Below are 23,488 nucleotides of genomic sequence, written 5' to 3' on the forward strand. Positions count from 1 at the left end.
AAGACTGATTGTCACTGTAGCGCGAAGGCCCGCTGTTCATGCCCGCTCATCCCACATCGCTGCGATTCGATCGCCTGCTGCTCACCGGTGCAGCGGGCGGACTGGGTCGCACACTGCGCCCGCGATTGGCGGCGTACTGCCATCGCCTGCGCCTGTCGGACATCGAAGACCTGGGCAGCGCCGCCCCGCATGAAGAGCTGTGCCCCGCGCGCCTTGAAGATGCCGACGCGGTACACGCCCTGCTGAAGGGCGTGGACGCCGTCGTGCATCTGGGCGGGGTGTCGACGGAGCAAGCCTGGGCCCCGATCCTGCGCGCCAACATCGAAGGCGCGTTCCATCTCTATGAAGCGGCGCGGCGACATGGTGTTCGCCGCATCGTGTTGGCCAGCTCCAACCATGTCACGGGCTTCTACCGCCAGGACGAAGTCATCTCGCCCGCCGACCCCATGCGACCGGACGGCCTGTACGGCTTGTCGAAGGCCTTCGGCGAGAACCTGGCTCGCCTCTACTTCGATCGGCACGGCATCGAGACCGTGTGCCTGCGCATCGGCTCGTCGTTCCCCGAGCCCCGCAACCGCCGCATGTTGGCCACCTGGCTGAGCTACGACGACCTCGAGCGGCTGGTGGTGGCCAGCCTCACCACGCCGGTGGCCGGGTTCTCGGTGATCTACGGGGTCAGCGACAACACGACCAGCTGGTGGGACAACACCGCGGCCCGCCACATCGGCTACCGGCCGCAGGACAGCTCCGAGCCCTTCCGGGCCACGATCGAGGCGGCCGAGCCGCGACTTGACATGAACGACCCCGCCACCCTGTTTCAAGGCGGCCCGTTCGCACGCACCACGCCGGCAGAGTGAGGCTGCGATGACCACCGTCGAGCGACTCGTCGAGGCCCATGCCGACAGTGTGGGCGAGAGCCCGCTCTGGCATGCTGGAGAGGCCGCCTGGTACTGGGTGGACATCGAAGGCTGCGCCCTGCGCCGCTGGCGCTCCGGCCTGTTCCAGAGCTGGACACTCGGTGAGCGCATCGCCTGCCTGGCACTGCATGCCCACGGCGGCCTGGTGGCGGGCCTGGAATCGCGCATCGTGCATCTGGCCCTGCGCGATGACGGTGGGCTGACGATCGACACACTGGCCGAGTTGGCCCACCCGAAGCCCGGCATGCGCTTCAACGATGGCCGCTGTGACCGGGCCGGGCGCTTCTTTGCCGGCACCATGCTGCGCGACATGGCGGCCGCCCAGCCGGTGGGTGCGCTCTACCGGTTCGACGCGCGCGGGCCGAGCCAACCGCTGATCGACGGACTCATCGTGCCGAACGGCCTGGCCTTCAGCGCCGACGGACGCACCATGTACCTCAGCGACAGCCACCCACGCCGTCGGCTGATCTGGGCCTTCGATGTCGATGCGCAGGGCATGCCACAGCAGCGCCGACTCTTCGTCGACATGAACCACCACCCTGGCCGCCCGGACGGCGCCGCCATCGATGCCGATGGCTGCTACTGGATCTGCGCCAACGATGCCGGGCTCGTGCACCGCTTCACGCCCGACGGGCGGCTGGATCGATCGATCGCCGTGCCGACCGCCAAGCCCTCCATGTGCAGCTTCGGCGGCGCCCACTGGGACGAGTTGCTGATCACCAGCATCCGGCCCGCCGGTGACACCAGCGAAGCCGCCGGCGCCACCTACATCGCCCGGCCCGGCGTGCAGGGCCTGCCCGAAACACCCTGGACGCCCCACCCCGGTTGAGCGCCCTCTTCAAACAAAGCCGACACCCCGGAGACACCCCTCATGACCCCACGTTCACGCCTGCTCGCGGCGGTTGCCGCTGTCACCGCGCTGGCGGCCCTGGCCGCACCGGCGCAGGCCACCGAGTTCAGGTCCGCTGACATCCACCCCGATGACTACCCCACGGTGATGGCGGTTCGTCACATGAGTGAGACCCTCTCGAAAGCGACCAACGGCAAGCACTCGATCAAGGTCTATGCCAAGTCGGCGCTCGGCAACGAGAAGGACACGATCGAGCAGACCAAGCTCGGCGCCCTGGCGATGACGCGCGTGAACATTGCTGCGATGAACAACATCTGCGACGAGACCATCGTGCCCACGATGCCGTTCCTCTTTCGCTCCACCGACCACATGCGCAAGGCGCTGGACAGCGCCATCGGCGACGACATTCTCAAAGGCTGCGAGGCGCAGGGCTTCATTGGTCTGGCGTTCTACGATTCGGGCGCCCGTTCCATCTACACCGCGAAGAAGCCCGTGCGAACGCTGGCCGACATCAAGGGCATGAAGATCCGGGTGCAGCAGAGCGACCTGTGGGTGTCGCTGCTCGAGGCCATGGGGGCCAACGCCACCCCCATGCCGTTCGGCGAGGTCTACACCGCGCTGAAAACCGGCCTCGTCGACGGTGCCGAGAACAACTACCCATCGTACGAAAGCTCGCGCCAGTTCGAAGTGGCGAAGTACTACTCGAAGACCGAGCACTCCATGGCGCCCGAGATGCTGCTGTTCAGCAAGCGAGTGTGGGACACGCTCAGCCCGGACGAGCAAAAGGCCATCCGCGCGGCCGCGAAAGAATCCGTCGGCTACATGCGCAAGCTCTGGGACGAGCGAGAGGCCAAGTCGCTTGCGGCCGTGAAGGCCGGTGGCGCCGAGATCATCGAGGTCGACAAGACGGCGTTCCGCAACCAGATGAAGCCGGTCTACAACAAGTTCCTGCGCGAGCCCAAGCTGCTCGAACTGGTCAAGCGCATCAATGAAGTCCAGTGACGCCCCGGCCCAGGTCGTGCCGGGCTTCTACTCACGGCTGTGCGGCCGCATCGCGCACGCCTGCATGCTGCTGGGCGTGGGCGGCCTGGTGCTGCTGATCGTCGCGGTGCTCTACCAGGTGGTCGGCCGGTACGTGTTCAACGACACGCCCACCTGGGCCGAGAGCGGCGCCGTGCTGCTGGTGTTGTACGTGACGATGCTGGGCATGGCCGTGGGCGTTCGAGAGGCCAGCCACATCGGGCTGGAATCGTTCCTGGTGCTGGCACCAGCGAGCGTTCGGCAGGCGATGGAATACCTCATCCATGCGCTGGTCGGCGTCTTCGGCATGGTGATGGCGTGGCAATGCGCACTGCTGGCCGAATCGGTGGCGGCCTACAAGATCCCCACGCTCGGTGTCTCCGAAGCCTTCAAGTACGCGCCTCCGGCAGTTGCGGGCGTCCTGGTCGCCATGTTCTCGCTGGAACACATCCTCGCGCTCACCCGGGGCACCGAGGTCGAGTCCGCCTGGTAGGCCGTTGCGAACGGCCCCCTTCCCGCCACCATCTCGCAGCTCCCCATGGCTCTGACTCTGCTGTGCATCAGCTTCACGCTGCTGCTGTTGATGGGCGTTCCGGTCGCCTTCTCGATCGGGCTGTCCTCGCTGGCCACGCTGCTGTACGAGGGCCTGCCACTGGCTGTGGGCTTCCAGCAAATGATCTCGGGGATGAACCCGTTCTCGTTCCTCGCGATTCCGTTCTTCATCTTCGCCGGCGAGATCATGATGTACGGCGGCATCGCAGACCGCATCGTCGCCTTCGCCAAGAGCCTGGCGGGCCATGTGCGCGGCGGCCTGGGCATGAGCAACGTGCTCGCCTGCACGCTGTTCGGCGGGGTGTCAGGCTCGCCGGTGGCCGATGTGTCGGCCATGGGCGCGGTGCTGATCCCGCAGATGAAGAAGGAGGGCTACCACGCGGACTATGCGGTCAACGTGACGACGCACGCGTCGCTGGTCGGCGCGCTGATGCCCACCTCGCACAACCTGATCATCTTCACGCTGGCCGCCAGCGGCAAGGTGAGCATCGCCGCCCTCATCCTGGCGGGTGTCGTGCCGGCGCTGCTGCTGACGATCTGCAACCTCATCGCTGCCTACGCCGTGGCCGTGAAGCGTGGCTACCCGGCCGGTGAGTTTCCGGGCTGGGCCATCGTCGGGCGCTCGTTCGCGCAGGCCTTGCCGGGCCTGGCGGTGGTGGCCATCATCGTGACCGGCATCCTCTCCGGTGCCTTCACCGCCACCGAATCTGCCTCGGTGGCCGTCTTGTGGGCGCTGCTGTTGGCCACCCTGGTCTACAAGAAGCTGACGCGAGAGCAGTTCATGAAGGCGGCGGCCAAAGCGGTGAAGACCACCGGCACCGTGCTGCTGCTGATCGGCATCTCGTCGATGTTCGGCTACCTGATCGGGCTGTATGGCGTGGCCGAGCTGACCGGCCAGGCGCTCTCGGCGATGAGCACCGAGCCGTGGGTGATCTTCCTGCTGGTCAACATCATCCTGTTCCTGCTCGGCACCTTCCTGGACATGGCGGCCACGATCCTGATCTGCACGCCGATCTTCCTGCCGATCTGCCAGCAGTTCGGCATGAGCACCGAGCAGTTCGGCATCGTGATGCTCATCAACTGCGCGCTGGGGTTGAACACGCCGCCCGTGGGCACCACCCAGTTCGTGGGCTGCGCCATTGGCGGTGTCTCGGTCGGCACCGTGATGAAGACCATCTGGCCCTTCTACGGCGGCCTGCTGGCTGCGCTGATGCTCGTCACCTACGTGCCGGCCTTTTCGTTGTGGCTGCCCGGCCTGTTGCTCAAAGGAAGCTCCTGATGAACCGTCGACAATGTCTGAGCCTGGCCGCGCTGGCCGCCCTCGCCCCCTCGTGGGCCCATGCCGACGACGCTTGGCCCGCCAAGAACGTGCGCCTCCTGGTGCCGTTTGCCGCAGGTGGCACCAGCGACATCCTCGGCCGCCTGATCGCCGAGCGGCTGCAGGCCTCGTTGAAGCAGACGGTGATCGTGGAGAACCGTGCGGGTGCCGGCGGCGTGATCGGCGCCGATGCGGCCGCGAAGTCGCCGCCGGACGGCTACACGCTGCTGCTGGGCACGATCGCCAGCCACGCAATCAACCCTGCGCTGCAGCCCAAGATGCCCTACAACGCGGCGAAGGACTTCGCGCCGATCATCCTGCTGGGCAGCATCTCGAATGTGCTGTTGGTGGGCACCGATCAGCCGTACAAGACCGTGAAGGATTTGATCGCGGCGGCCAAGGCCAAGCCCGACGGCATCGCCTTCGCCTCCGCCGGCCAGGGCAGCTCGCAGCACATGTCGGGTGAGCTCTTCAAGCTGCTGGCCGGCGCGGATCTCTCGCACATTCCCTACAAGGGCAGCGCACCCGCCATCCAGGACGTGATCGCTCACCAGATCCCCTGCAGCTTCGAGACAGTGACGGTGGCGTTGCCGCACATCCAGGCGGGCAAGGTGCGCGCCCTCGCGGTGACTTCGGCGCAGCGCAGCGCCGCCCTGCCCCAGGTGCCGACGATGCAGGAGGCCGGCGTGCCGGACTTCGATGTGTCCAGCTGGCAGGCGATGTACGCGCCTGCCGGCACGCCGCCGGCGATCGTCGCCCGCCTGAACCGGGAAATCGAGAAGATCCTCGCCCTGCCGGATGTGAAGGCCAAGCTGGACGCACTCGGCCTGGTCCACACCGCCAACACCCCCGAGCAGTTCGCCGAGTTCGGCCGCAAGGAAATGGCGAAGTGGGCCCAGGTGGTGAAGGACGGCAAGGTCAAACCCGAGTGATGTGAGCGAGAGCGATGCGATGACGACACCCCGCGCGCCGCTGACGCTGCGCATGCACCCGGCCGACAACGTGGCGATCGTTGCCAACGATGGCGGGCTGCCCGCTGGCACGGTCTTGCCCGACAACGTGCCGGGTGCCGGCCTGCGCCTGCTCGACGCAGTGCCCCAGGGCCACAAGGTGGCCCTGGTCGACCTGCCTCCGGGCGCCGATGTCGTGCGCTACCAGGTCACGATCGGCCGCGCCGCACGGGCCATCCCCGCAGGCAGCTGGGTGCACGAGCGTCTGCTGGAAATGCCCGCCGCCCGCTCACTGCGGGGGCTGCCCATGTCCACCACCGCCGCGCCCGCCCTGCCAGCGCTCGAAGGCTTCACCTTCGAGGGCTACCGCAACCCGGATGGGTCGGTGGGCACGCGCAACCTGCTGGCGATCACCACCACGGTGCAGTGCGTGGCCGGCGTGGTGGAACAAGCCGCGCAGCGCATCCGAACCGAGTTGCTGCCGCAGTTCCCGAACGTCGACGGCGTGGTGGCGCTGGAGCACACCTACGGCTGCGGCGTGGCCATCGATGCGGTCGACGCGTCCATCCCGATCCGCACCTTGCGACACATCAGCCTGAACCCCAACTTTGGCGGCGAGGTGATGGTGGTGAGCCTGGGCTGCGAGAAGCTTCAGCCCGACCGCCTGCTGCCACCGGGTTCATTTGCCCTGGCCAACGCGCAGCCGTCCGCGCTGGACACGGTGTGTCTGCAGGACACCGCGCACATCGGCTTCATGTCGATGCTCGATCACATCGTGGCCCGGGCCCGCCCGCACCTCGAACGCCTGAACGCACGCCGGCGCGAAACCTGCGCGGCCAGTGAGCTGGTGGTCGGGGTGCAATGCGGCGGTAGCGATGCGTTCTCGGGTGTCACCGCCAACCCGGCGGTGGGCTTCGCGAGCGATCTGCTGGTGCGTGCCGGTGCGACGGTGATGTTTTCCGAAGTGACCGAGGTGCGCGACGGCATTGACCAACTCACGGCGCGCGCAGCCACCCCGGCGGTCGCCGAAGCCATGATCCGCGAGATGGCCTGGTACGACGAATACCTGGCGCGGGGCCGCGTCGACCGAAGCGCCAACACCACGCCCGGCAACAAGGCGGGCGGGCTGGCCAACATCGTCGAGAAGGCGATGGGCTCGATCATCAAGAGCGGTACCGCGCCCATCAGCGGCGTGCTCTCGCCGGGCGACAAGCTGGGCCGCGATCAGCGTGGTTTGATCTACGCCGCCACGCCCGCCAGCGATTTCATCTGCGGCACCCTTCAACTGGCCGCTGGCATGAACCTGCACGTCTTCACCACCGGCCGCGGCACGCCCTACGGGCTGGCCGCCTGCCCCGTGGTCAAGGTGGCCACACGCAGCGACCTTGCCCGCCGCTGGCACGACCTGATGGACGTCAATGCCGGCCGCATCGCCGACGGGGAAGCCACGGTCGAATCGCTGGGGTGGGAGCTGTTCCACCTGCTGCTCGACGTGGCCTCAGGCCGGCGCCAGACCTGGGCCGAGCACTGGCGCCTGCACAACGCCCTGGTGCTGTTCAACCCGGCGCCGGTCACCTGACGCCGCGGTGCGAACGCGGACGCGGCGACCGCCCGCCTGCGCGCCATTCGCGACGACGAATCGTCAGTTCGTGTAGAGCCGGCTCGCCGGCACCGGCACGTAGCTGGTGCTGCCCGGCACGCGCCAACGCCAGCGCATCTCGCTGCCGCCGCCGTTCTCGTAGTACTCCAAGGTCACCGTGTAGCGGCGGCCGGCCGTGAGGGTGATGCCGCCCGAGGTGTTGGTCGTCGGCGCGTGGTCGGTCCAGTTGTTGATCAACTGGGTGCCGTTCACCGACAGCCGCACGCCGTCGTCCGAGACGGTCTGGAAGTAGTAGACGCCAGTGACGGTCGGGTCGATGGTGCCCGTCCAGCGGACCGCGAAGTTGTCGACGTTCACGCCTGCGCCGGGCGAACCGGTGCCCCAGTTGAAGTCGATCGCCTCGGTACGCGTCAGCGCGGGCGTGCCACTGAAGCTGCGATTGTTGAAGTAGCTGCCCAGCAAGCCGCTGCCACCGACGATGGCCGGCTGGAGCTGCGCGGCAGGAATGGCGGCAAAGGTGCTGCTGCCCGGCGTGAGCCAGTGAAGACGCATGACCGCGCCACCGCCCCGCTCGTAGTACTCCAGCCGGATGTCGGCTGGGGTGCCGGCGGTGAGCGGTATCGCCGCGGTCGTGTTCACCGTCGGCGCATGGTCCGTCCAGTTGTCGACCACGGCCGTGCCGTTGATCCACAGGCGCACGCCATCGTCCGAGGTGGTCCGGAAGGTGTACAGCCCGCTGGTCGGAACGATCAGCTTGCCCGTCCAACGCACGGAGAAGTTGTCGGCCGCGATTCCCGAGGCGGGCGCGCCCGTGCCCCAGTCGAAGTCCACCGCTTCATTGCGCAGCACGGTGTAGCTGCCGCTCAATCCGATGTTGTTGAAGTACTGGCCGCTGAGCCCGGTTCCGCCACCCGAAGTGCCGCCCACGGCCGCCGACTCGTCGCCGCCGATTTCGGCCAGGTAGGCCACCAGGTTGCTCATGTCGCCGGGGCTGAGCACCACGCCGCGGTGCGCCGCCACGGCCGCGTCGAGCGTGGCCGCGGAGCCGTCGTGCAGGTAAGGCGACGTCATCCACACATCGCGCAGCGTCGGCACATCCAAGCCAGTGAGGGCGCCGCCGAGACGCTGGCCGCTGGTCGGCTTGATGGTGCCGATGTCGACTTGCCCCACGCTGCCCGAACGGGTGAAGTTCAGGCCGCCGTGGCACGCGGCGCAGTTGTGGTTGGTGAACACCGTCTTGCCCAACGTGGCCGCGCTGCTGAGTGAACCCGCCGCAGGACGCGCAGGGCTCGGCTCGAAGGTCGCCAGCGAGGCCACGTAGGCCGCCAACGCATCCAGATCGGCGCTTTGGCCCGCCTTGGCGTCACCCAGGGGCTGGCTGCGGGTGCCCGCGAAGTAGGCGGCATCGCTCATCAGGCCGGTACCGCCATGCAGGCGGCGGATCTGGCCTTCGAAGTCCTGCAGCTCGTCGAAGTTGGCACTCCAGTGCAAGGGGCCGTGGCCCATCGACGCGCGACCCCGAAGGTTGATGGTGTTGCGCAGGCCTTCGCCGCCGTCGCTCAAGTCCCACACCCGGCCGTCGGCCGCGCCGTCGTGGTGACACGTGGCGCAGCTGATGTAGCGGTCGCGTGACAAGCGGGTGTCCCGTGCGTCGTAGAACAGGCGCTTGCCTTGCAGCACCTGCGCCGCGAGTTTGTCGGCTGCGACGGTCGACACCGTGGCCACCACGGGCAGGCTCAATTGGCCGCGCTCGATCAGCGGCTTCAGGTCGATGACGCTGAGGCTGCGATCCATGAAGTTGCTCACCCACAGGCTCAGGCCGTCGGGTGACAGCGCCAGGCCCTGGGGCGCACGGCCCACATCCACCCGCAGGAGCTGCGATCGGGTGTGGGCATCCAGCAGAGCGACCTCGCGGCTGGTCTCGAGGGCCACGAACAGGTAGACGCCGCGCGAATCGAACACGGCCGCACTGGCCAGCCCCGCGTTGTCGTGGTCGACGCGCGCTGCCAGGTCCTCCGACTGCGAGGCCAGGTCGATGCGCGAGCTGACGGCACGGACGGTGTTCTGGAAGGTCAGCGGCAAGCCATCACGACGGGTGCCGCGCTTGACGTTGTCCTGCTTGCTCGGCACGTAGCCCTGCGTGCCATCCGGCGAGATCGCCAGCGCACCGAGGTAGTTGGGCACGCCGCGGCCTTGTGTCTCGGCATCGACCTTGTCGGAGTGCTGCAGCACGATGGTGCGTTGCACGGTCATCCCCACCGCGTCGACCACCATCACCTGCCCCCCCGTGGCGGCCGTCGGTTGCACCGTGGCCGTTCCTTCGCCTGGCAGCGGCGGCGTCACGAATCGCGAGACGTAGACGCGCGCACCGTCAGCGCTCACCGCCACATGACGGGCATGCTGTCCCACGGCCAGCGACGCCGTCTGCGTCCGGCTGGCGGTGTCGAAACGCAGCAGTTGGCCGCTGGCCTCGAGTGACACGAACGCCTGCGCACCGTTGGGCGACATCGCGATCGCATAGGGCTGCGAGCCGCGTGGCAGATTGACGGTGGCGATCACCGCCAGGCTCGACGGATCGATGACACTCACGCTCGCACTGCGCAGGTTGGCGACCCAGATGCGGCCATCTGCCGCGCGCGCCAAGGTGCGCGGTGCCGTGCCCACGCCGATCTCGGCCAGCTTGGTGCGACTGGTGAGGTTGAAGACGCTGACGCTGTCGTTGTCCGGGTTCACCACCCAGACGCGCGGATCGCCCGCCGACACCGCCTCCGTCAGCACCGGGCCCGATGCGGTAGGCAACGCCGAGGTGGCGGGCAGGTAAACCACCTGCAGAAAGCTCTGACTCTGTTGCGATCCAAAGGCATCGCGCACCGTGACCGTGGCGAAGTAGGTGCCCGCGCGGGTGTAGGTGTGGGTGGCCGCACCGCTGGCCGACCAATCGGTCGCCGGAGATCCATCGCCAAAGTTCCACTGGTACTGGACATCCTTGCCCGTTGCGCTCGCGTTGAAGTCCGCGCTCGATCTGGACTGCACCGGCCCGGTGGGCACGACCGCGCCCAATTGCAGCGGCACGTCGCCCTGGACCTGCCAGGTGATCGTGACCGAGGCGGCGTTGAACCCATCGCTCACGCCGAGCACCACGTTGTAGCTGCCCACTTGGGAGGGCTGGCCGGTGATCCGGCCGGTGGCCGCGTCAATCGACAGGCCGGGCGGCAAGCCCGCCGCGCTGTAGCTCAAAGTGTCGCCATTGGGATCGGTGGCCTGGAGCGCCAAGTCGACCGAAGTGCCGACCGTGTGTGCCTGATTGGCGGGCGTCGACAGCACCGGCACCACCGCCGGATTCGGATCGCTGGCAACCCCCATGAAGAGCAGCTTGGCCACCGATGGCACACCGTTGGCGTCGAACACGAAGAGCTGGTAGTAACCCGGCGGCGCGTCGGCCGCCCGGGTGGGCGCCTGGACACGCAAGCGGTTGCCTTCGGCACGGAACGACATCTCGACGAAACGCTGGTCCATGTTCCAGCCGTGCGTCGTGGAGCCTGTCTTGACCAGGGTGACGCGGCTGATGGCGCTGGCGCTGTCGACGTCGATCGTCAGGGTCTTGCCGATCTGCAGGTAGTCCGGCGTGGCCAGGATGGACGGGCGCGGCGCCTCTTTGCCGTCGGCCGTGAACAGGTAGGGCGGGTAGTAGATTTCAGCGTTGAGGTTGTTCAATGGCCCGGGCGCTCCGCCACCGGCCACCAGCACGGTGGCATCGGGCAGCAGCAGCGCATTCGAGTGATACAGCCGGGCGACGGCGCCTGCCGCACCCACCGTCCACTGGCCCGTCTGCGGGTTCCAGATCTCGGCATTGAGCGCCGCGTTGTTGATGTCGTTCCACACGGGGCTGCCGCCGGTGGCGAGCACGCGGCCATCGGCCAGCAAGGTGGCGGTGGCCAATCGCCGCTGCGAGGCCATCGAGGTGGTGGGCGTCACCGTCGGCGCATTGCCTGTGATGTCGATCACCGCCGCACCGTTGGACGAACCACCGAACTGCAGGATCCGGCCGGGGCGGAACATCGCCGCGCTCGCGTCCGAGCCCCGGTACGCTGCCGCGAACTGACCCGCCATCGTCAAGGTGCCGCTGGTCGTGTCGAGGTAATACATCCGACCGTTGCTGTCGTAGCCGAAGACGCGGCCGTCCGGCGCGACGAAGTTGCGCGGGTACATGTAGTCCAGCGCGCTCGTGTCGGTGTTCAACAACCGGAAGCTGCCGTCGCGGGCGCGGATCTCTGGCCGATCCGTGCCGCCGGATCCGCCTTGGACCAGCACCTCGCCGTTCAGGAGCACCGTCGACGTCGAGTACCAACGCGGGCGGTTCATGTTGATGCCACGCGCGAGCGAGTTGTCGGCGGCGTTCAGCAGGTTGCTGTTGTTGTTGCCGGTGTTGGTGGTGCCGGAGCCAGTCCAGTTGTCGCCACCGGCGATGAAGACGCGGGTCGATCCGGCATCCGGCAGCAGCACTTGCGAACTGCAGAAGATGTCGGTCGCGGTGCCGTTGGGCAAGGTGGTGTGACCACTGTCAACCGGTTGGCTGCTGTCCCAAAGGTCGTAGTTGAAGTAGCCCGTCTGCTGGCCATCCGGCTTGGTGCCATAGGACATCACGCGTCCATCGGGCATCAGCACCGCGTGCACGGCGATCACCGGCCAATTGGCGAGTCGACCGAACATGCCCTTCTGTGCCGCATCGGCCGGGATGGTGATGCCGGGCGGCACCACGTTCATGGCGCGGGCCCGCCGGCTCGCGCTGCTCGTCTTCTGGGCCGGCGTGTTGTCGTCAGCCGCTTCATTGCCGCCGCCCCCGCACGACGCCAACAACACGGTACCGGTCAACACCGAGGCGCACCAGCGCCAGCCGCGCGACGGCGCGCTGAATCGAGTCTTGTTCATTGTTGCCCGCCCCCTCCGGCGGTCCATCCATCTCAACCGGGCGAGATTGTCGGCAGGCGAGTTACAACCAGAGCCCCCTTGTTTCAGGGGGTTGCGCGTGAGCTACTGCACAGATCGGGGCATCGAAGCGTTTCCATCGGGCCACCCCTTGGGCCGCCGGCCCCCATGCATCAGTGGGTGTACAGCTTGTCTGTTGGAACCGCCACGTAGGCCGTGGTGCCCGGCACCTTCCAACGCAGACGCACCTCGGCCGGTCCGTTGTTGTCGAAGTACTCCAGCGTCACCGGCACGCGCTGTCCAGCGGTGAGGGCCAGCTTCTTGGAGGTGTTCACGGTAGAAGTGTGGGCCGTCCAGTTGGACACCAGCTTCACGCCGTTGACCCACAGGCGAACACCGTCGTCCGACACCGTCTGGAAGAAGTAGTTGCCGCTCGCGGGTACCTCGATGACGCCCGTCCAGCGCACCGAGAAAAGATCGGGCTGCACCCCCGGCCCGGGCGCCGCGGTACCCCAGTTGAAATCGACCGCTTCAATGCGGCTGAGCGCGGGCGTACCGCTGAGCTTCTTGTTGTTGAAGTACTGCCCCTGCAGGCCGCTGCCGGGCGCCGGTGCAGCCACTTCGTCGCCGCCGATCTCGCGCAGATAGGCCGCCAGATGGGTGAGATCGGCCCCCGACAACGACACGCCGCGGTGTGCCACGATGGCCTCTTCCAGCGTGGCGGCCGATCCGTCGTGCAGGTAGGGCGCGGTCGCCCAGACATCGCGCAGGGTCGGAACATCGATGCCCGTCAGAGGCCCGCCCAGGCGCTGGCCGCTGGTGGGCTTGAGCGTGCCGATGTCGATCAGGCCCAAGGTGCCAGACAAGGTGAAGGCCGCACCGCCATGGCAGGCGGCGCAGTTCTGCGCCTTGAACACCGTCTTCCCAGCTTCCGCAGCCGGGCTGAGCGCCCCCGCCGAGGGCCGGTTCGGGCTGGCCTCGAACGACGACAGGGAGGCCACATACGCCGCCAGCGCGTCGAGGTCGGCACTGATGCCGGACTTGGCATCACCCAACGGCTCGCTGCGGGTGCCGGCCAGGTAGGCGGTGTCGCTCATCAGGCCCGTGCCGCCGGCCAGGCGACGAATCTGGCCCTCGAAATCCTGCAGTTCGTCGAAGTTGCCGCTCCAGTGCATCAAGCCGTGGCCGGTGGCCGCGCGGCCACGCAAATCGATGGTGTTGCGCAGCCCTTCGCCCGCATCGCGCAGATCCCAGGTGCGGCCATCTGACCCGCCGTCACGGTGGCAACTGGCGCAGCTCATGTAGCCGTCGCGCGCCAATCGGGGGTCACGTGCGTCGTTGAACAGTTGCTTGCCGAGCAGCACCTGAGCGGACAGGGGCTCCTGCGCCACCGTGGACATCGCACCCGAGAGCGGCGGCACAACCAACTGCCCCATCTGGATGAGAGGACGCAGGTCGAACGCGCTGATCGAACGATCCATCTCGTTGCTGACAAACAGCGTGAGGCCATCCGGCGACAACGCAAGACCGCGCGGCGTTCGGCCCACGTTGAGCCGCAGCACCTGTTGGCGTGAGTGCGCATCCAGCACCGCCACTTCTCGGCTGGTCTCCAGGGCCACGAAGAGCAGCACACCGCTCGGGTCGAAGAGGGCAGAGCTGGCGACGCCTGCGTTGTCATGGTCGATGCGCCCGCCCAGGTCTTCTTGCCCAGTCGCCAGAACGACGCGTGAGCTGATGGCCCGCACGGTGTTCTGGAAGTTCAGCGGCAGCCCATCGCGCTGCTGGCCGCGCAGCACGTTGTCCTGCTTGGACGGCACGAATGCCTGGGATCCATCCGGGCTCAGCGCCGCGGCGCCCAGGTAGTTGGGCAGCCCACGGCCCTGGTTCTCGGCATCCACCTTGTCGCTGTGTTGCAGCACGATGGTGCGAACCAGGTTCATCGCCGCGGTGTTGACCACCCACACCTCGGCCCCGGTCGACGCCGTCGGCGATACGACGGCGGTAGATTCACCCGGCAGCGGAGCACTGACGAACCTGGAGACATACAGGCTCAAGCCATCGCCACTGACGGCCAAACCGGTGGGTTGGGGGCCGACCGACATCAGGCCCGTCTGGGCCATGCTGGCCGTGTCCAGCTTCATCACCTGCCCGGTGGCCGACAGGCTGACGTAGGCCTGCTGGCCGGAAGGCGACATGACGATGCCGTGCGGCTGAGAGGCCCGCGGCATCATCACCGTCGCGACCACGGTCAGCGAGGCGGGGTCGATGATGCTGAGGCTGCCGCCACGCTGGTTGGTGACCCAGATGCGGCCATCAGCCGCTCGGGCCAGCGTGCGCGGCTGCGGGCCGACGGCGATCTCGGCCAGCTTGTTTCGGGTGGTCGCGTCGAACACGCTCACGGTACCGCTGTCCGCGTTGGCCACCCACAACCGCGCCGCGCCGCCCTGCGCGCCATCAGCCAGCAGACTGGTCGACTGTGTGGGAAGGGCACCGCTCACCGGCATTTGCACCCGTTGCACCAAGCCCTGGCTGACCTGCCCGCCCGCGCCATCGCGCACCGTGACGGTCACCGTGAACAGGCCGGCGCGGGTGTAGACGTGGCTGGCGTGGCCGTCGGTCGACCAGTCCGTCTCGGCCGTGCCGTCACCGAAGTTCCACTTGTACTGGACCTGGTAGCCGGACGCCGCCGCCGTGACCACCAGCTCGCTGCCCACCATCGTCAGCCCTGGCGCGGCCACAGGCTCCATCTGCAAAGGCACGCTGCCGCTCACCTGCCAGAGGAGGTGGCGCGATGCGGTGTTGTAGCCATCCGAGACGGCCACGGTCACATCAAAGTTGCCGGCCGTCGTTGGGCTGCCGGTGATGCGCCCAGTGTCCGGGTCGATCGTCAGGCCCGTCGGCAAGCCCGCCGCGCTGAAGTGCAGCGTGTCGCCATTCGGGTCGGTCGCACTGAGGGCCAAATTCACCGTCGAGCCGAGGGGGGTCTGCTGGGAGGCGATCTCGGCCAGCAGCGGCGTCACGTCCGGCCGCGCTACCGGGGCCACACCGAGGTTCAGAATCCGCGCCTTCGAAGGCACCCCGGCTGCGTCGAGCACGAACAGCATGTAGTAGCCCGGGGGCACGTCGGCCGCACGCGCGGGCATCTGCGCATACAGGCGGCTGCCCTCCGCACGGAACGGCAGTTCCACGAAGCGCTGATCCATGTTCCAACCATGGGTGACGGAGCCTGTCTTGACCAGCACCACCCGCCCGATGCCCGGTGTGCTTTGCACATCGATGGCGATCGTCTTGCCCACCTGCAAGGAGTCCGGCGCCCCGGTGATCGACGGCCGCTCTGCCCATTGACCATCGGCAGTGAAGAGGTACGGCGGGTGGTAGATCTCGGCGTTGAGATTGGCCACCGGCCCAGGGGCGCCGCCGCCGGCCACCAGCACCGTGGCATCGGGCAACAGCAAGGCGGTGGAGTGATAGAGCCTTGGCACGGCGCCCGAGGCCCCCACCGTCCAGTTGCCGGTCTGGGGATTCCAGATTTCGGCGTTAAGGGCGGCATTGGTGGCGTCGTTCCAGACCGGGCTGCCGCCGGTGGCCAGCACCTGTCCGTCGGCCAGCACGGTGGCGGTGGCCAGCCGCCGTTGGGACGACATGGTGACCATGCCCGAGAGCACGGGCGCACCGCCATTGATGTCGATCACGATCGACTGGTTCGAGAAACCGCCCAGCTGAAGGATGCGACCCGGCCGGAACATCGCCGCCGTCGCATCGGTGCCCATGATCCCGTCACCAATCTGTCCGGCGGCCGTCATGGCGCCTGACGCCGGGTCGATGTAGTACATGCGGCCACCGCTGTCGAAACCGAACAGCCGCCCGTCCGGCGCCACGAAATTGCGCGGGTAGTAGAAGTCGAGCGCGCTCGTGTCGGTGGGGAGCATCCGGTAGCTGCCGTCCACGCCCCGGATTTCGGGGTGATCGGTGCCTCCCCAGCCGCCCTGCAGATAGACCTCGCCATTGAGCAGCACGGTCGAGCTGGCGTACCAGCGAGCCGCGCGGGTGTCGGCGCCGCGGCTCAAGGTGTTGGTGAGCGGATCGAAGATCGAGCTGCGGCTGTTTCCCGTGTTGGTGGTGCTGTCGCCCACCCAGTTGTCGCCGTTGGAGATGACGACCTGCGGCTGGCTGCCATTGCCGTTGAGCGGCACCAGCACCTGGGAGCTGCAGAACAGGTCCGTCGCCGTCATGTTGGGCAGCGTCAGGTGGCCGGCATCCGGGGCCTGGGTGCTGTCCCAGACGTCGTAATTGAAGTAGCCCGTCTGCTGGCCGTCCGGCTTGGTGCCGTAGGTCATCACCCGTCCATCGGGCAGCAATACGGCGTGGATGGCGATCAACGGCCAGTTGTACAAGGGCGAGAATACGCCCTTGTGGGCTGCATCCGCGGGCAGGTTGGCCCGCGGATGCAGTGCGGCTGTCCGTTGCCGATGGCGGTTGGCACTGGCCGGCGGCGCTGAATCGGCCGCCTGCGCGGAGGCGGACTCATCCGCACCCCCGCCACAAGCCACGAGCAGCATCGACGAGGCCAGCACGGCACCCAGGGTGGCCCCTGCAGCGCGCACGAGCGAACGGGGGCCCGTCGTCGGCCCGGACTTGGTTGCCTTGCGGCTCATCGAAACACCCTCCACGGCCCCCTGCAGAGGGCTCGAAGCAAAGGATGTTGACGACGGACGCCCCCCGGGGCCATCCCCAGTACGCGGGGCTCAGGCCCACCGACGCGCCCCAGGAAAGGGCATTGCCGCACGGCCACGAGGGACGATGCGCCGCCGGCCGCCGCACGCCCACCGCCACGGCCACGCCGTCACCCCAACGTTTTGATGACCTCGGAGCCGCTTTTCAGCCCGGCCCGTGGACGACTCACCACACCAGCGAGCCCATTCAAGGCGCGCCCAGCGCGTGCCAGCGGCCGATCAACGCGCGCTCTTCGTCGGTGATCTGGGTGGCATTGTTCAGGGGCATCTGCCGCAGCACCACCGCCTGCTGGTAGATGGCCTGGGCGTGTTGCCGGGTCAACGCCTCGGTGTGCAGCGCCACGTTCTTGTTCTGGACCTCGGCGTTGTGGCACAGCACGCAGCGCTGGTTGATCACCCCTTGAACCTGCTGCAGGCTGACCACCGGCGGTTGCGCGGCCGAGTCGGCGACGGGTTTCGCCGGCCGCAACGCCACCGCCAGCCCGATCAGCAGCAGAACGCCCGATGCCGCTGCATGCCAAGGCCACGGCTGCCCGAGTCGCCGGGCTGAATGCCGAGCCACGAAGGAGTGGCGGATCAGGGCACCGGCGAGCATCAAGGCCAGCAGCACCAGCCAGTTGTGGCGTGCCTGGACGAGCCATCCGTAGTGGTTGGACAGCATCGCCACCAGCACCGGCAGCGTGAAGTAGGTGTTGTGGACGCTGCGCTGCTTGCCTCGCTGGCCGTGGATGGGATCGACCGGCTGCCCGGCCCGCAGTTGCGCCACCACTTTGCGCTGGCCCGGGATGATCCAGAAGAACACGTTGGCGCTCATCGCCGTCGCGATCGCGGCGCCGGTCAGCAAGAAGGCCGCTCGACCCGCGAACCAGTGGCAGGCCAGCCAGGCCGTCACCGCCACCAGCACCACCACCACCGCGCCCACATACACGTCGCCTCGAGGGCCGCGACCCAGCGCACGGCACGCCAGGTCGTACAGCAGCCAAAAGCCGACGAGGAACCCGAGCGCCGTGGCCACCGCCGCACCGGGCGACCAATCGAACACCGCCTTGTCGATCAGAAAGGTGCCTGCCTGGAACAGGTACAGAACGGTGAACAGGGCGAAACCCGTCAACCAGGTGCTGTAACTCTCCCAGTAGAACCAGTGAAGGTGCTGCGGCATCTGCCTCGGGCCGGTGGGGTACTTTTGCGGGTGATAGAAACCACCGCCGTGCACCGCCCACATCTCGCCGGACACACCCTTGGCGCGCGCCTCCTCATCAGATGGCGGCACCAGGCTGGCATCGAGGAAGACGAAATAGAACGAGGAACCCACCCAGGCGATGGCCGTGATCACGTGGGCCCAGCGCAGCAGCAGGTTGAGCCAATCGAGGCCGTAGGCGTCCATCGTCTGCCTCAGGAGCCGCGGTAGGTGGAGTACGACCAGGGGCTCACCAGCAACGGCACGTGGTAGTGCGCTGCAGCGTCGGCCAAGCCGAACTCGATCACCACATCCCCCAGGAACGGCGGCTCGGGCAACGCCACGCCCGCCCCGCGAAAGTAATCGGCCACGGCAAACACCAGGCGGTATCGGCCTGCCTGCAAGGCGGCGGCACTCAGCAGCGGGCCATCGGCGCGCCCGTCGGCGTTCAGCACCAGCTCGCGCAGCGGCGCCGAGTCACCCTGACGCCACAAGGCCACGGCCATCCCGGCGGCGGGCCGACCGTGCATGGTGTCGAGCACGTGGGTGGTGAGCTGGCCCATGGCGCAGAAGGATGGTGGAGATGGAGGCAAAGTGTATACACTTCTGAATACACCGCAAACCTGCACGACGAGCCCACGCCTGTCCACGCGATCTCTCCGCCATGGCCCCGCGCAGCCCCAGCTTGAAGCACATCCGCCCGGCCCGGGCGCCAGCATCCAAGCGGACAGGCGGAACCGAGGCCGATGCCCAGACCAGCACCCACCGCATCGTCGATTCGATCAACGCCGCCATCGTCGAGCGGCGCTTGATGCCCGGCACCAAACTGGCGGAACAGCGCATCGCCGACATCTTCAAGGTCTCTCGCACCGTCGTCCGCCAGGCGCTGAACCAGCTGTCACGCGATCGGCTCATCGTGCTGCAGCCCGGGCGCGGCGCCTTCGTGCGCCAACCCAGCATCGAAGAAGCGCGTCAGGTGTTCGAAGCACGGGTCTTGGTCGAGGCGGGCCTGGTGAGGCAGCTGTGCGCGCAGATCGACGAACCCCAACTCGACCGGCTGCGAGACCACCTCTCGGCCGAGGCCGAAGCGATCGCCCGAACCGATGTGCCGGGTCGCACCCGCCTGCTTGCCGACTTTCACGTGCTGCTGGCACAACTGCTGGGGAACGAGGTGCTGGCCGAAGTGATGAACGACCTGCTGTCCAGGTCGTCGCTGGTGTCGCTGATGATGCAGTCGTCGCACTCGGCCGAGGCCTCGCATGCCGAGCATGTCGCCATCGTCGACGCCCTCACCCGCCGCGATGCCCGGTCAGCCGTTCGCCTGATGGGTGGGCACCTGGGCAATGTCGAGCGCAACCTGCGGCTGCATCCGCGCACCGGCGACCTGGCCGATGTGCTGCAGCCCCCCTCAGCCACCTCCTGACACCTCAGCCAGCGAGCACTCCGGCGCATGAACACACGCTATCCACGCGATCTCCGCGGCCACGGCCGTCATCCTCCCGATCCCCGCTGGCCAGGCCAGGCGCGAGTGGCCTTGCAGTTCGTGCTGAACTACGAAGAGGGCGGCGAGAACTCCGTGCTGCATGGCGATGCCGGCAGTGAGCAGTTCCTGTCGGAGATGTTCAATCCGGCCAGCTATCCCGCGCGGCATCTGAGCATGGAAGGCATCTACGAGTACGGCTCGCGGGTCGGTGTATGGCGCTTGTTGCGCGAGTTCGAGCGCCGCCAACTGCCGTTGACGGTGTTCGGCGTGTCGATGGCGCTGGAGCGCTGCCCGGAGGTGACCGCCGCTTTCGTCGAACTCGGCCACGAGATCGCCTGCCACGGCTGGCGATGGATCCACTACCAGGGCGTCGACGAGCCGACCGAACGAGAGCACCTGCAGCGCGCCGTCTCGATCATCCGGCAGCTCACCGGGCAGGCCCCGGCGGGTTGGTACACCGGGCGCGACAGCCCGAACACCCGACGGCTCGTCGTCGACCATGGCGGCTTCGAGTACGACAGCGACTACTACGGCGACGACCTGCCGTTCTGGCTGCAGGTGCGCACGACCGCGGGCCAGCTCACACCACACCTGGTGGTGCCCTACACCCTGGACTGCAACGACATGCGCTTCGCGTTGCCCCAGGGTTTCAGCCACGGCGACGAGTTTTTCCACTACCTGCGAGACAGCTTCGATGTGCTGTATGCCGAAGGTGCCGAGCGCCCGTCGATGATGAGCATTGGCATGCATTGCCGGCTGCTCGGCCGGCCCGGGCGCCTGCGCGCCTTGCAGCGCTTTCTCGATCATGTGCAGGCGCACGACCACGTCTGGGTGGCGCGCCGGGTCGACATCGCCCGGCACTGGAAGGCCACGCATCCTTTCGATGCCGCGACGGCTTTCGTCTGGGAATAGACCTCGATGGACACCACATGCTGAGCCTGGACGCCCTCCATGCCGCGCCGACGGCCACCGAATTCGCCGCCTTGCTCGACGGCATCTACGAGCATTCGCCGTGGATCGCCGAAGCCGCCTGGGCGCGACGCCCCTTCGCCAGCCTGGCGGCGCTGAAGCATGCCCTCGCCGGCGTGGTGCGTGCGGCGCCCCCCGAGGCCCAGCGCGGCCTCATCTGCGCGCACCCCGAGCTCGCGGGCAAGGCCATGGTGCGGCGTGAGCTGACGACCGAATCCACTGGGGAACAGCGCAGCGCCGGGCTCACCGATTGCAGCCCCGAAGAGTTCGACACCTTGCAGCGCTTGAACGCGGCCTACAACGCGAAGTTCGGCTTTCCGTTCATCCTGGCGGTGCGTGGGCCGCGCAGTGTGGGGCTGACGAGGCAGGAGATCATCGACACGTTCACGCGCCGGCTGGGCCACTCTCCGGCGGCCGAGCAAGCAGAGTGCTTGCGCCAGATTCACCGCATTGCCGAGATCCGCCTGAACGATCGCTTCGGTGCCGTGCCGCTGCAGGGGCGCCAGGCCTGGGATTGCGCCGAACTGCTGGCACGCCACACCGAAGCCGCGGATGCCCACACACTGACCGTCACCTACCTCACGGCCGCACACCGGGCATGCCAGCGTCAATTGCAGCAATGGATGCAGGAATGCGGCTTCGACGAGGTGCGCATCGACGCCGTCGGCAATGTGGTGGGCCTCTACCACGGCACCGATCGTGATGCGCCGCGCCTGCTGACAGGCTCGCATTACGACACGGTTCGCCACGCCGGCCGCTACGACGGGCGCCTGGGCATCTTCGTGCCGATGATCGCGGTGCGAGAACTGCACCAGGCGGGCAGGCGGCTCCCGCACGGCATCGAAGTGGTGGGCTTCGCCGAGGAAGAAGGCCAGCGCTTTGCCGCCACCTTTCTCGGCTCCAGCGCCCTGACGGGCCATTTCGACCCCGCATGGCTCGATCAGGTGGACGCCGACGGCGTGTCGATGCGCGAGGCCATGCGCGAAGCCGGGCTGCCCGCCACGATGGAGGCGATCGCCTCCGAACGGCGCGACCCTGCACAGTACCTGGGGTTCGTCGAGGTGCACATTGAGCAGGGGCCCGTGCTGAACGAGCTGGACCTGCCGCTGGGCGTGGTCACCTCCATCAACGGGAGCCGCCGCTACCTGGGTGAGGTGGTGGGCACCGCCAGCCACGCCGGCACCACCCCCATGGACCGACGGCACGACGCTGCATTGGCGGTGGCCGAGCTCGCGTTGGTGGTCGAGCGCGCGGCCCGGCGTGAGCCCGACCGTGTGGGCACCGTCGGGATGGTCAACGTACCGGGCGGCTCGATCAACGTGGTGCCCGGAAGGTGCCAGTTCAGCCTCGACCTGCGCGCGCCCTCCGACACGGCCCGCGACGCCTTGGCCGACGAGGTGACCGGCGCCTTGGACCGCATCGCCACGGCCCGTGGCCTGCAGTACCGGCTGACCCCCACCCTGTGCGCCAGCGCGGCCCCGAGTGCGGCCGCGTGGCAAGCGCGGTGGGAAGACGCGGTGCGCCAGCTCGGCCTGCCGGTCCACCGTTTGCCCAGTGGTGCCGGGCACGACGCGATGCAGTTGCACCGGCTGATCCCGCAAGCGATGTTGTTCGTTCGGGGCGGCAACGCCGGCATCAGCCACAACCCGCTGGAGACCGTCACCGACGACGACGCGCAACTGGCCGTCGATGCATTCCGCCACCTTCTGGAGAATCTCGCATGAGCCGCATCGACGACACCCTCGACCGCTGGATCGACGACCATTTCGACGAGCAGGTGCGCTTCCTGCAGGCCCTGGTGCGGGTGCCGACCGACACCCCACCCGGCGACAACGCGCCACACGCGCTGCGCACCGCGGCGCTGCTGGCCGAAATGGGCCTGACCGCCGAATCGCACCCGGTGCCCGCCGCCGAGGTGCAGGCACAGGGCATGGTCTCGATCACCAACCTCATCGTTCGGCAGCGCTTCGGTGCCGCCGACGAGGGCGGCCCGACGATTGCGCTGAACGCACACGGCGATGTCGTGCCGCCCGGCGATGGCTGGACGCATGACCCCTATGGCGGCGAGATCGACCGCGGTCGCCTGTACGGCCGCGCGGCCGCCGTCAGCAAGAGCGACTTCGCCACCTACACCTTTGCCTTGCGCGCGCTGGCAGCAAGCGGTGCGCCGCTGCAGGGTGCCGTCGAGCTCCACTTGACCTACGACGAGGAGTTTGGCGGCGAGCTGGGCCCTGGCTGGCTGCTGCGACATAGCCTCACCCGCCCCGACGCGCTCATCGCCGCAGGCTTCAGCTACCAGGTGGTCACGGCCCACAACGGCTGCCTGCAGATGGAGGTGACCCTGCATGGGCTGGCCTCGCACGCGGCCTACCCGGATACCGGGGTGGATGCGCTTCAGGCCGCCAACCGGCTGTTGACGGCGCTGTACGCCCACAACGCCGTGCTGCGCGAACGCCGCTCCAGCGTGCCGGGCATCACCCACCCGTACCTCAACGTGGGCCGCATCGAAGGCGGCAGCAACACCAACGTGGTGCCGGGCAAGGTGGTGCTCAAGCTCGACCGACGGATGATTCCGGAGGAAGACAGCGCCGAGGTCGAGGCCGAGCTGCGCCGTCTCATTGCCGACGCGGTGGCGCTCAGCCCGGGCGTGCGGGTTGAGCTTCGGCGGCTGCTGCTGGCGCAGTCCTTGAAACCACTGCCCGGCCACGAGAAGCTGGCGGCGACCGTCCAGCAACACGCCCAGGCCATCTTTGGCGAACCGATCCCTTGTTGCGGCACCCCTCTGTACACCGATGTTCGGCTGTACGGCGCCGCCGGCGTGCCCGCCGTGATCTACGGGGCCGGTCCACGCTCCGTGTTGGAAAGCAATGCCAAACGGGCCGACGAACACCTGCTGCTCGAAGACCTTCGCCGGGCCACGCAAGTGGTGGCTCGCACACTGGCTGAGCTGCTGACGCCGGCCGGCTGAGCCTGCCCCACGACCGGGCCGCGGC

General features: G+C 67.9%; 15 protein-coding genes. 11 read left to right on the plus strand and 4 right to left on the minus strand.

What is annotated here, in order from left to right; translation table 11 throughout:
* Positions 1–38: 38 nt before the first annotated feature.
* The 7 genes from AACH06_RS22510 to garD all read left to right on the plus strand — a co-directional run bounded on the left by AACH06_RS22510 (position 39) and on the right by garD (position 7,186).
* Positions 39–857 (plus strand): NAD-dependent epimerase/dehydratase family protein, encoded by an 819-nt coding sequence (locus tag AACH06_RS22510; protein WP_341428028.1) that lies wholly within the window; start codon positions 39–41, stop codon positions 855–857.
* Positions 858–864: 7 nt separating this feature from the next.
* Positions 865–1,746, plus strand: a complete 882-nt coding sequence (locus AACH06_RS22515; RefSeq protein ID WP_341428029.1) for an SMP-30/gluconolactonase/LRE family protein — start codon at positions 865–867, stop codon at positions 1,744–1,746.
* A gap of 42 nt (positions 1,747–1,788) precedes the next feature.
* Entirely contained in the window at positions 1,789–2,769 is a 981-nt protein-coding gene (locus AACH06_RS22520) for a TRAP transporter substrate-binding protein (RefSeq protein ID WP_341428030.1), read from the plus strand.
* Positions 2,770–2,833: 64 nt separating this feature from the next.
* Complete coding sequence (locus AACH06_RS22525; RefSeq protein ID WP_423222070.1) at positions 2,834–3,280, plus strand: TRAP transporter small permease; 447 nt, start codon at positions 2,834–2,836, stop codon at positions 3,278–3,280.
* 45 nt (positions 3,281–3,325) lie between these two features.
* Complete coding sequence (locus tag AACH06_RS22530) at positions 3,326–4,618, plus strand: TRAP transporter large permease (protein ID WP_341428032.1); 1,293 nt, start codon at positions 3,326–3,328, stop codon at positions 4,616–4,618.
* Positions 4,618–5,589 (plus strand): tripartite tricarboxylate transporter substrate binding protein, encoded by a 972-nt coding sequence (locus tag AACH06_RS22535; RefSeq protein WP_341428033.1) that lies wholly within the window; start codon positions 4,618–4,620, stop codon positions 5,587–5,589. Before AACH06_RS22530 ends, AACH06_RS22535 begins: the two co-directional genes overlap by 1 nt.
* A 19-nt stretch (positions 5,590–5,608) precedes the next feature.
* The gene (gene garD / locus AACH06_RS22540) at positions 5,609–7,186 is read left to right on the plus strand and encodes a galactarate dehydratase (protein ID WP_341428034.1); all 1,578 of its coding nucleotides are present in this window, start codon (positions 5,609–5,611) and stop codon (positions 7,184–7,186) included.
* Between the two features lie 63 nt (positions 7,187–7,249).
* On the opposite strand, the gene AACH06_RS22545 is transcribed toward garD, so the two are convergent.
* From AACH06_RS22545 to uraH, 4 genes are all read right to left on the minus strand, one after another.
* Positions 7,250–12,136, minus strand: coding sequence for a PA14 domain-containing protein (locus tag AACH06_RS22545; protein WP_341428035.1), 4,887 nt, complete (start codon positions 12,134–12,136; stop codon positions 7,250–7,252).
* A 170-nt stretch (positions 12,137–12,306) separates the two neighbouring features.
* Entirely contained in the window at positions 12,307–16,788 is a 4,482-nt protein-coding gene (locus AACH06_RS22550) for a PA14 domain-containing protein (protein WP_341428036.1), read from the minus strand.
* 265 nt (positions 16,789–17,053) lie between these two features.
* Positions 17,054–18,250, minus strand: a complete 1,197-nt coding sequence (locus AACH06_RS22555; protein ID WP_341428037.1) for a urate hydroxylase PuuD — start codon at positions 18,248–18,250, stop codon at positions 17,054–17,056.
* An 8-nt stretch (positions 18,251–18,258) separates the two neighbouring features.
* A complete protein-coding gene (gene uraH, locus AACH06_RS22560) occupies positions 18,259–18,606 on the minus strand; it encodes a hydroxyisourate hydrolase (protein WP_341428038.1) in 348 nt (115 codons plus the stop codon).
* A gap of 101 nt (positions 18,607–18,707) precedes the next feature.
* On the opposite strand from uraH, the gene AACH06_RS22565 reads away from it, so the two are divergent.
* Genes AACH06_RS22565 through AACH06_RS22580 form a run of 4 tightly spaced genes read left to right on the plus strand, consistent with a single transcriptional unit; the run spans position 18,708 to position 23,463 of the window.
* The gene (locus tag AACH06_RS22565; protein WP_341428039.1) at positions 18,708–19,466 is read left to right on the plus strand and encodes a GntR family transcriptional regulator; all 759 of its coding nucleotides are present in this window, start codon (positions 18,708–18,710) and stop codon (positions 19,464–19,466) included.
* A 27-nt stretch (positions 19,467–19,493) separates the two neighbouring features.
* Positions 19,494–20,438 carry an allantoinase PuuE gene (puuE, locus tag AACH06_RS22570; RefSeq protein WP_341428040.1) on the plus strand — a complete coding sequence of 315 codons (945 nt, stop codon included), beginning with the start codon at positions 19,494–19,496 and terminating at the stop codon, positions 20,436–20,438.
* A 17-nt stretch (positions 20,439–20,455) separates the two neighbouring features.
* Positions 20,456–22,219, plus strand: a complete 1,764-nt coding sequence (gene uraD, locus AACH06_RS22575; protein ID WP_341428041.1) for a 2-oxo-4-hydroxy-4-carboxy-5-ureidoimidazoline decarboxylase — start codon at positions 20,456–20,458, stop codon at positions 22,217–22,219.
* Positions 22,216–23,463, plus strand: a complete 1,248-nt coding sequence (locus tag AACH06_RS22580; protein ID WP_341428042.1) for a M20/M25/M40 family metallo-hydrolase — start codon at positions 22,216–22,218, stop codon at positions 23,461–23,463. Before uraD ends, AACH06_RS22580 begins: the two co-directional genes overlap by 4 nt.
* Positions 23,464–23,488: the final 25 nt, after the last annotated feature.

The organism is Ideonella lacteola (assembly GCF_038066555.1).
In the GTDB taxonomy this organism is placed as follows: domain Bacteria; phylum Pseudomonadota; class Gammaproteobacteria; order Burkholderiales; family Burkholderiaceae_C; genus Ideonella; species Ideonella lacteola.

Bases quoted from the DNA above. Each gene is read 5' to 3' on its own strand.
- AACH06_RS22530 (WP_341428032.1), top strand. From the start codon at position 3,326: ATGGCTCTGACTCTGCTGTGCATCAGCTTCACGCTGCTGCTGTTGATG.
- garD (WP_341428034.1), top strand. From the start codon at position 5,609: ATGACGACACCCCGCGCGCCGCTGACGCTGCGCATGCACCCGGCCGAC.
- AACH06_RS22525 (WP_423222070.1), top strand. From the start codon at position 2,834: ATGCTGCTGGGCGTGGGCGGCCTGGTGCTGCTGATCGTCGCGGTGCTC.
- AACH06_RS22565 (WP_341428039.1), top strand. From the start codon at position 18,708: ATGGCCCCGCGCAGCCCCAGCTTGAAGCACATCCGCCCGGCCCGGGCG.
- uraD (WP_341428041.1), top strand. From the start codon at position 20,456: ATGCTGAGCCTGGACGCCCTCCATGCCGCGCCGACGGCCACCGAATTC.
- AACH06_RS22550 (WP_341428036.1), bottom strand. From the start codon at position 16,788: ATGAGCCGCAAGGCAACCAAGTCCGGGCCGACGACGGGCCCCCGTTCG.
- puuE (WP_341428040.1), top strand. From the start codon at position 19,494: ATGAACACACGCTATCCACGCGATCTCCGCGGCCACGGCCGTCATCCT.
- uraH (WP_341428038.1), bottom strand. From the start codon at position 18,606: ATGGGCCAGCTCACCACCCACGTGCTCGACACCATGCACGGTCGGCCC.
- AACH06_RS22520 (WP_341428030.1), top strand. From the start codon at position 1,789: ATGACCCCACGTTCACGCCTGCTCGCGGCGGTTGCCGCTGTCACCGCG.
- AACH06_RS22555 (WP_341428037.1), bottom strand. From the start codon at position 18,250: ATGGACGCCTACGGCCTCGATTGGCTCAACCTGCTGCTGCGCTGGGCC.
- AACH06_RS22515 (WP_341428029.1), top strand. From the start codon at position 865: ATGACCACCGTCGAGCGACTCGTCGAGGCCCATGCCGACAGTGTGGGC.
- AACH06_RS22580 (WP_341428042.1), top strand. From the start codon at position 22,216: ATGAGCCGCATCGACGACACCCTCGACCGCTGGATCGACGACCATTTC.
- AACH06_RS22510 (WP_341428028.1), top strand. From the start codon at position 39: ATGCCCGCTCATCCCACATCGCTGCGATTCGATCGCCTGCTGCTCACC.
- AACH06_RS22545 (WP_341428035.1), bottom strand. From the start codon at position 12,136: ATGAACAAGACTCGATTCAGCGCGCCGTCGCGCGGCTGGCGCTGGTGC.
- AACH06_RS22535 (WP_341428033.1), top strand. From the start codon at position 4,618: ATGAACCGTCGACAATGTCTGAGCCTGGCCGCGCTGGCCGCCCTCGCC.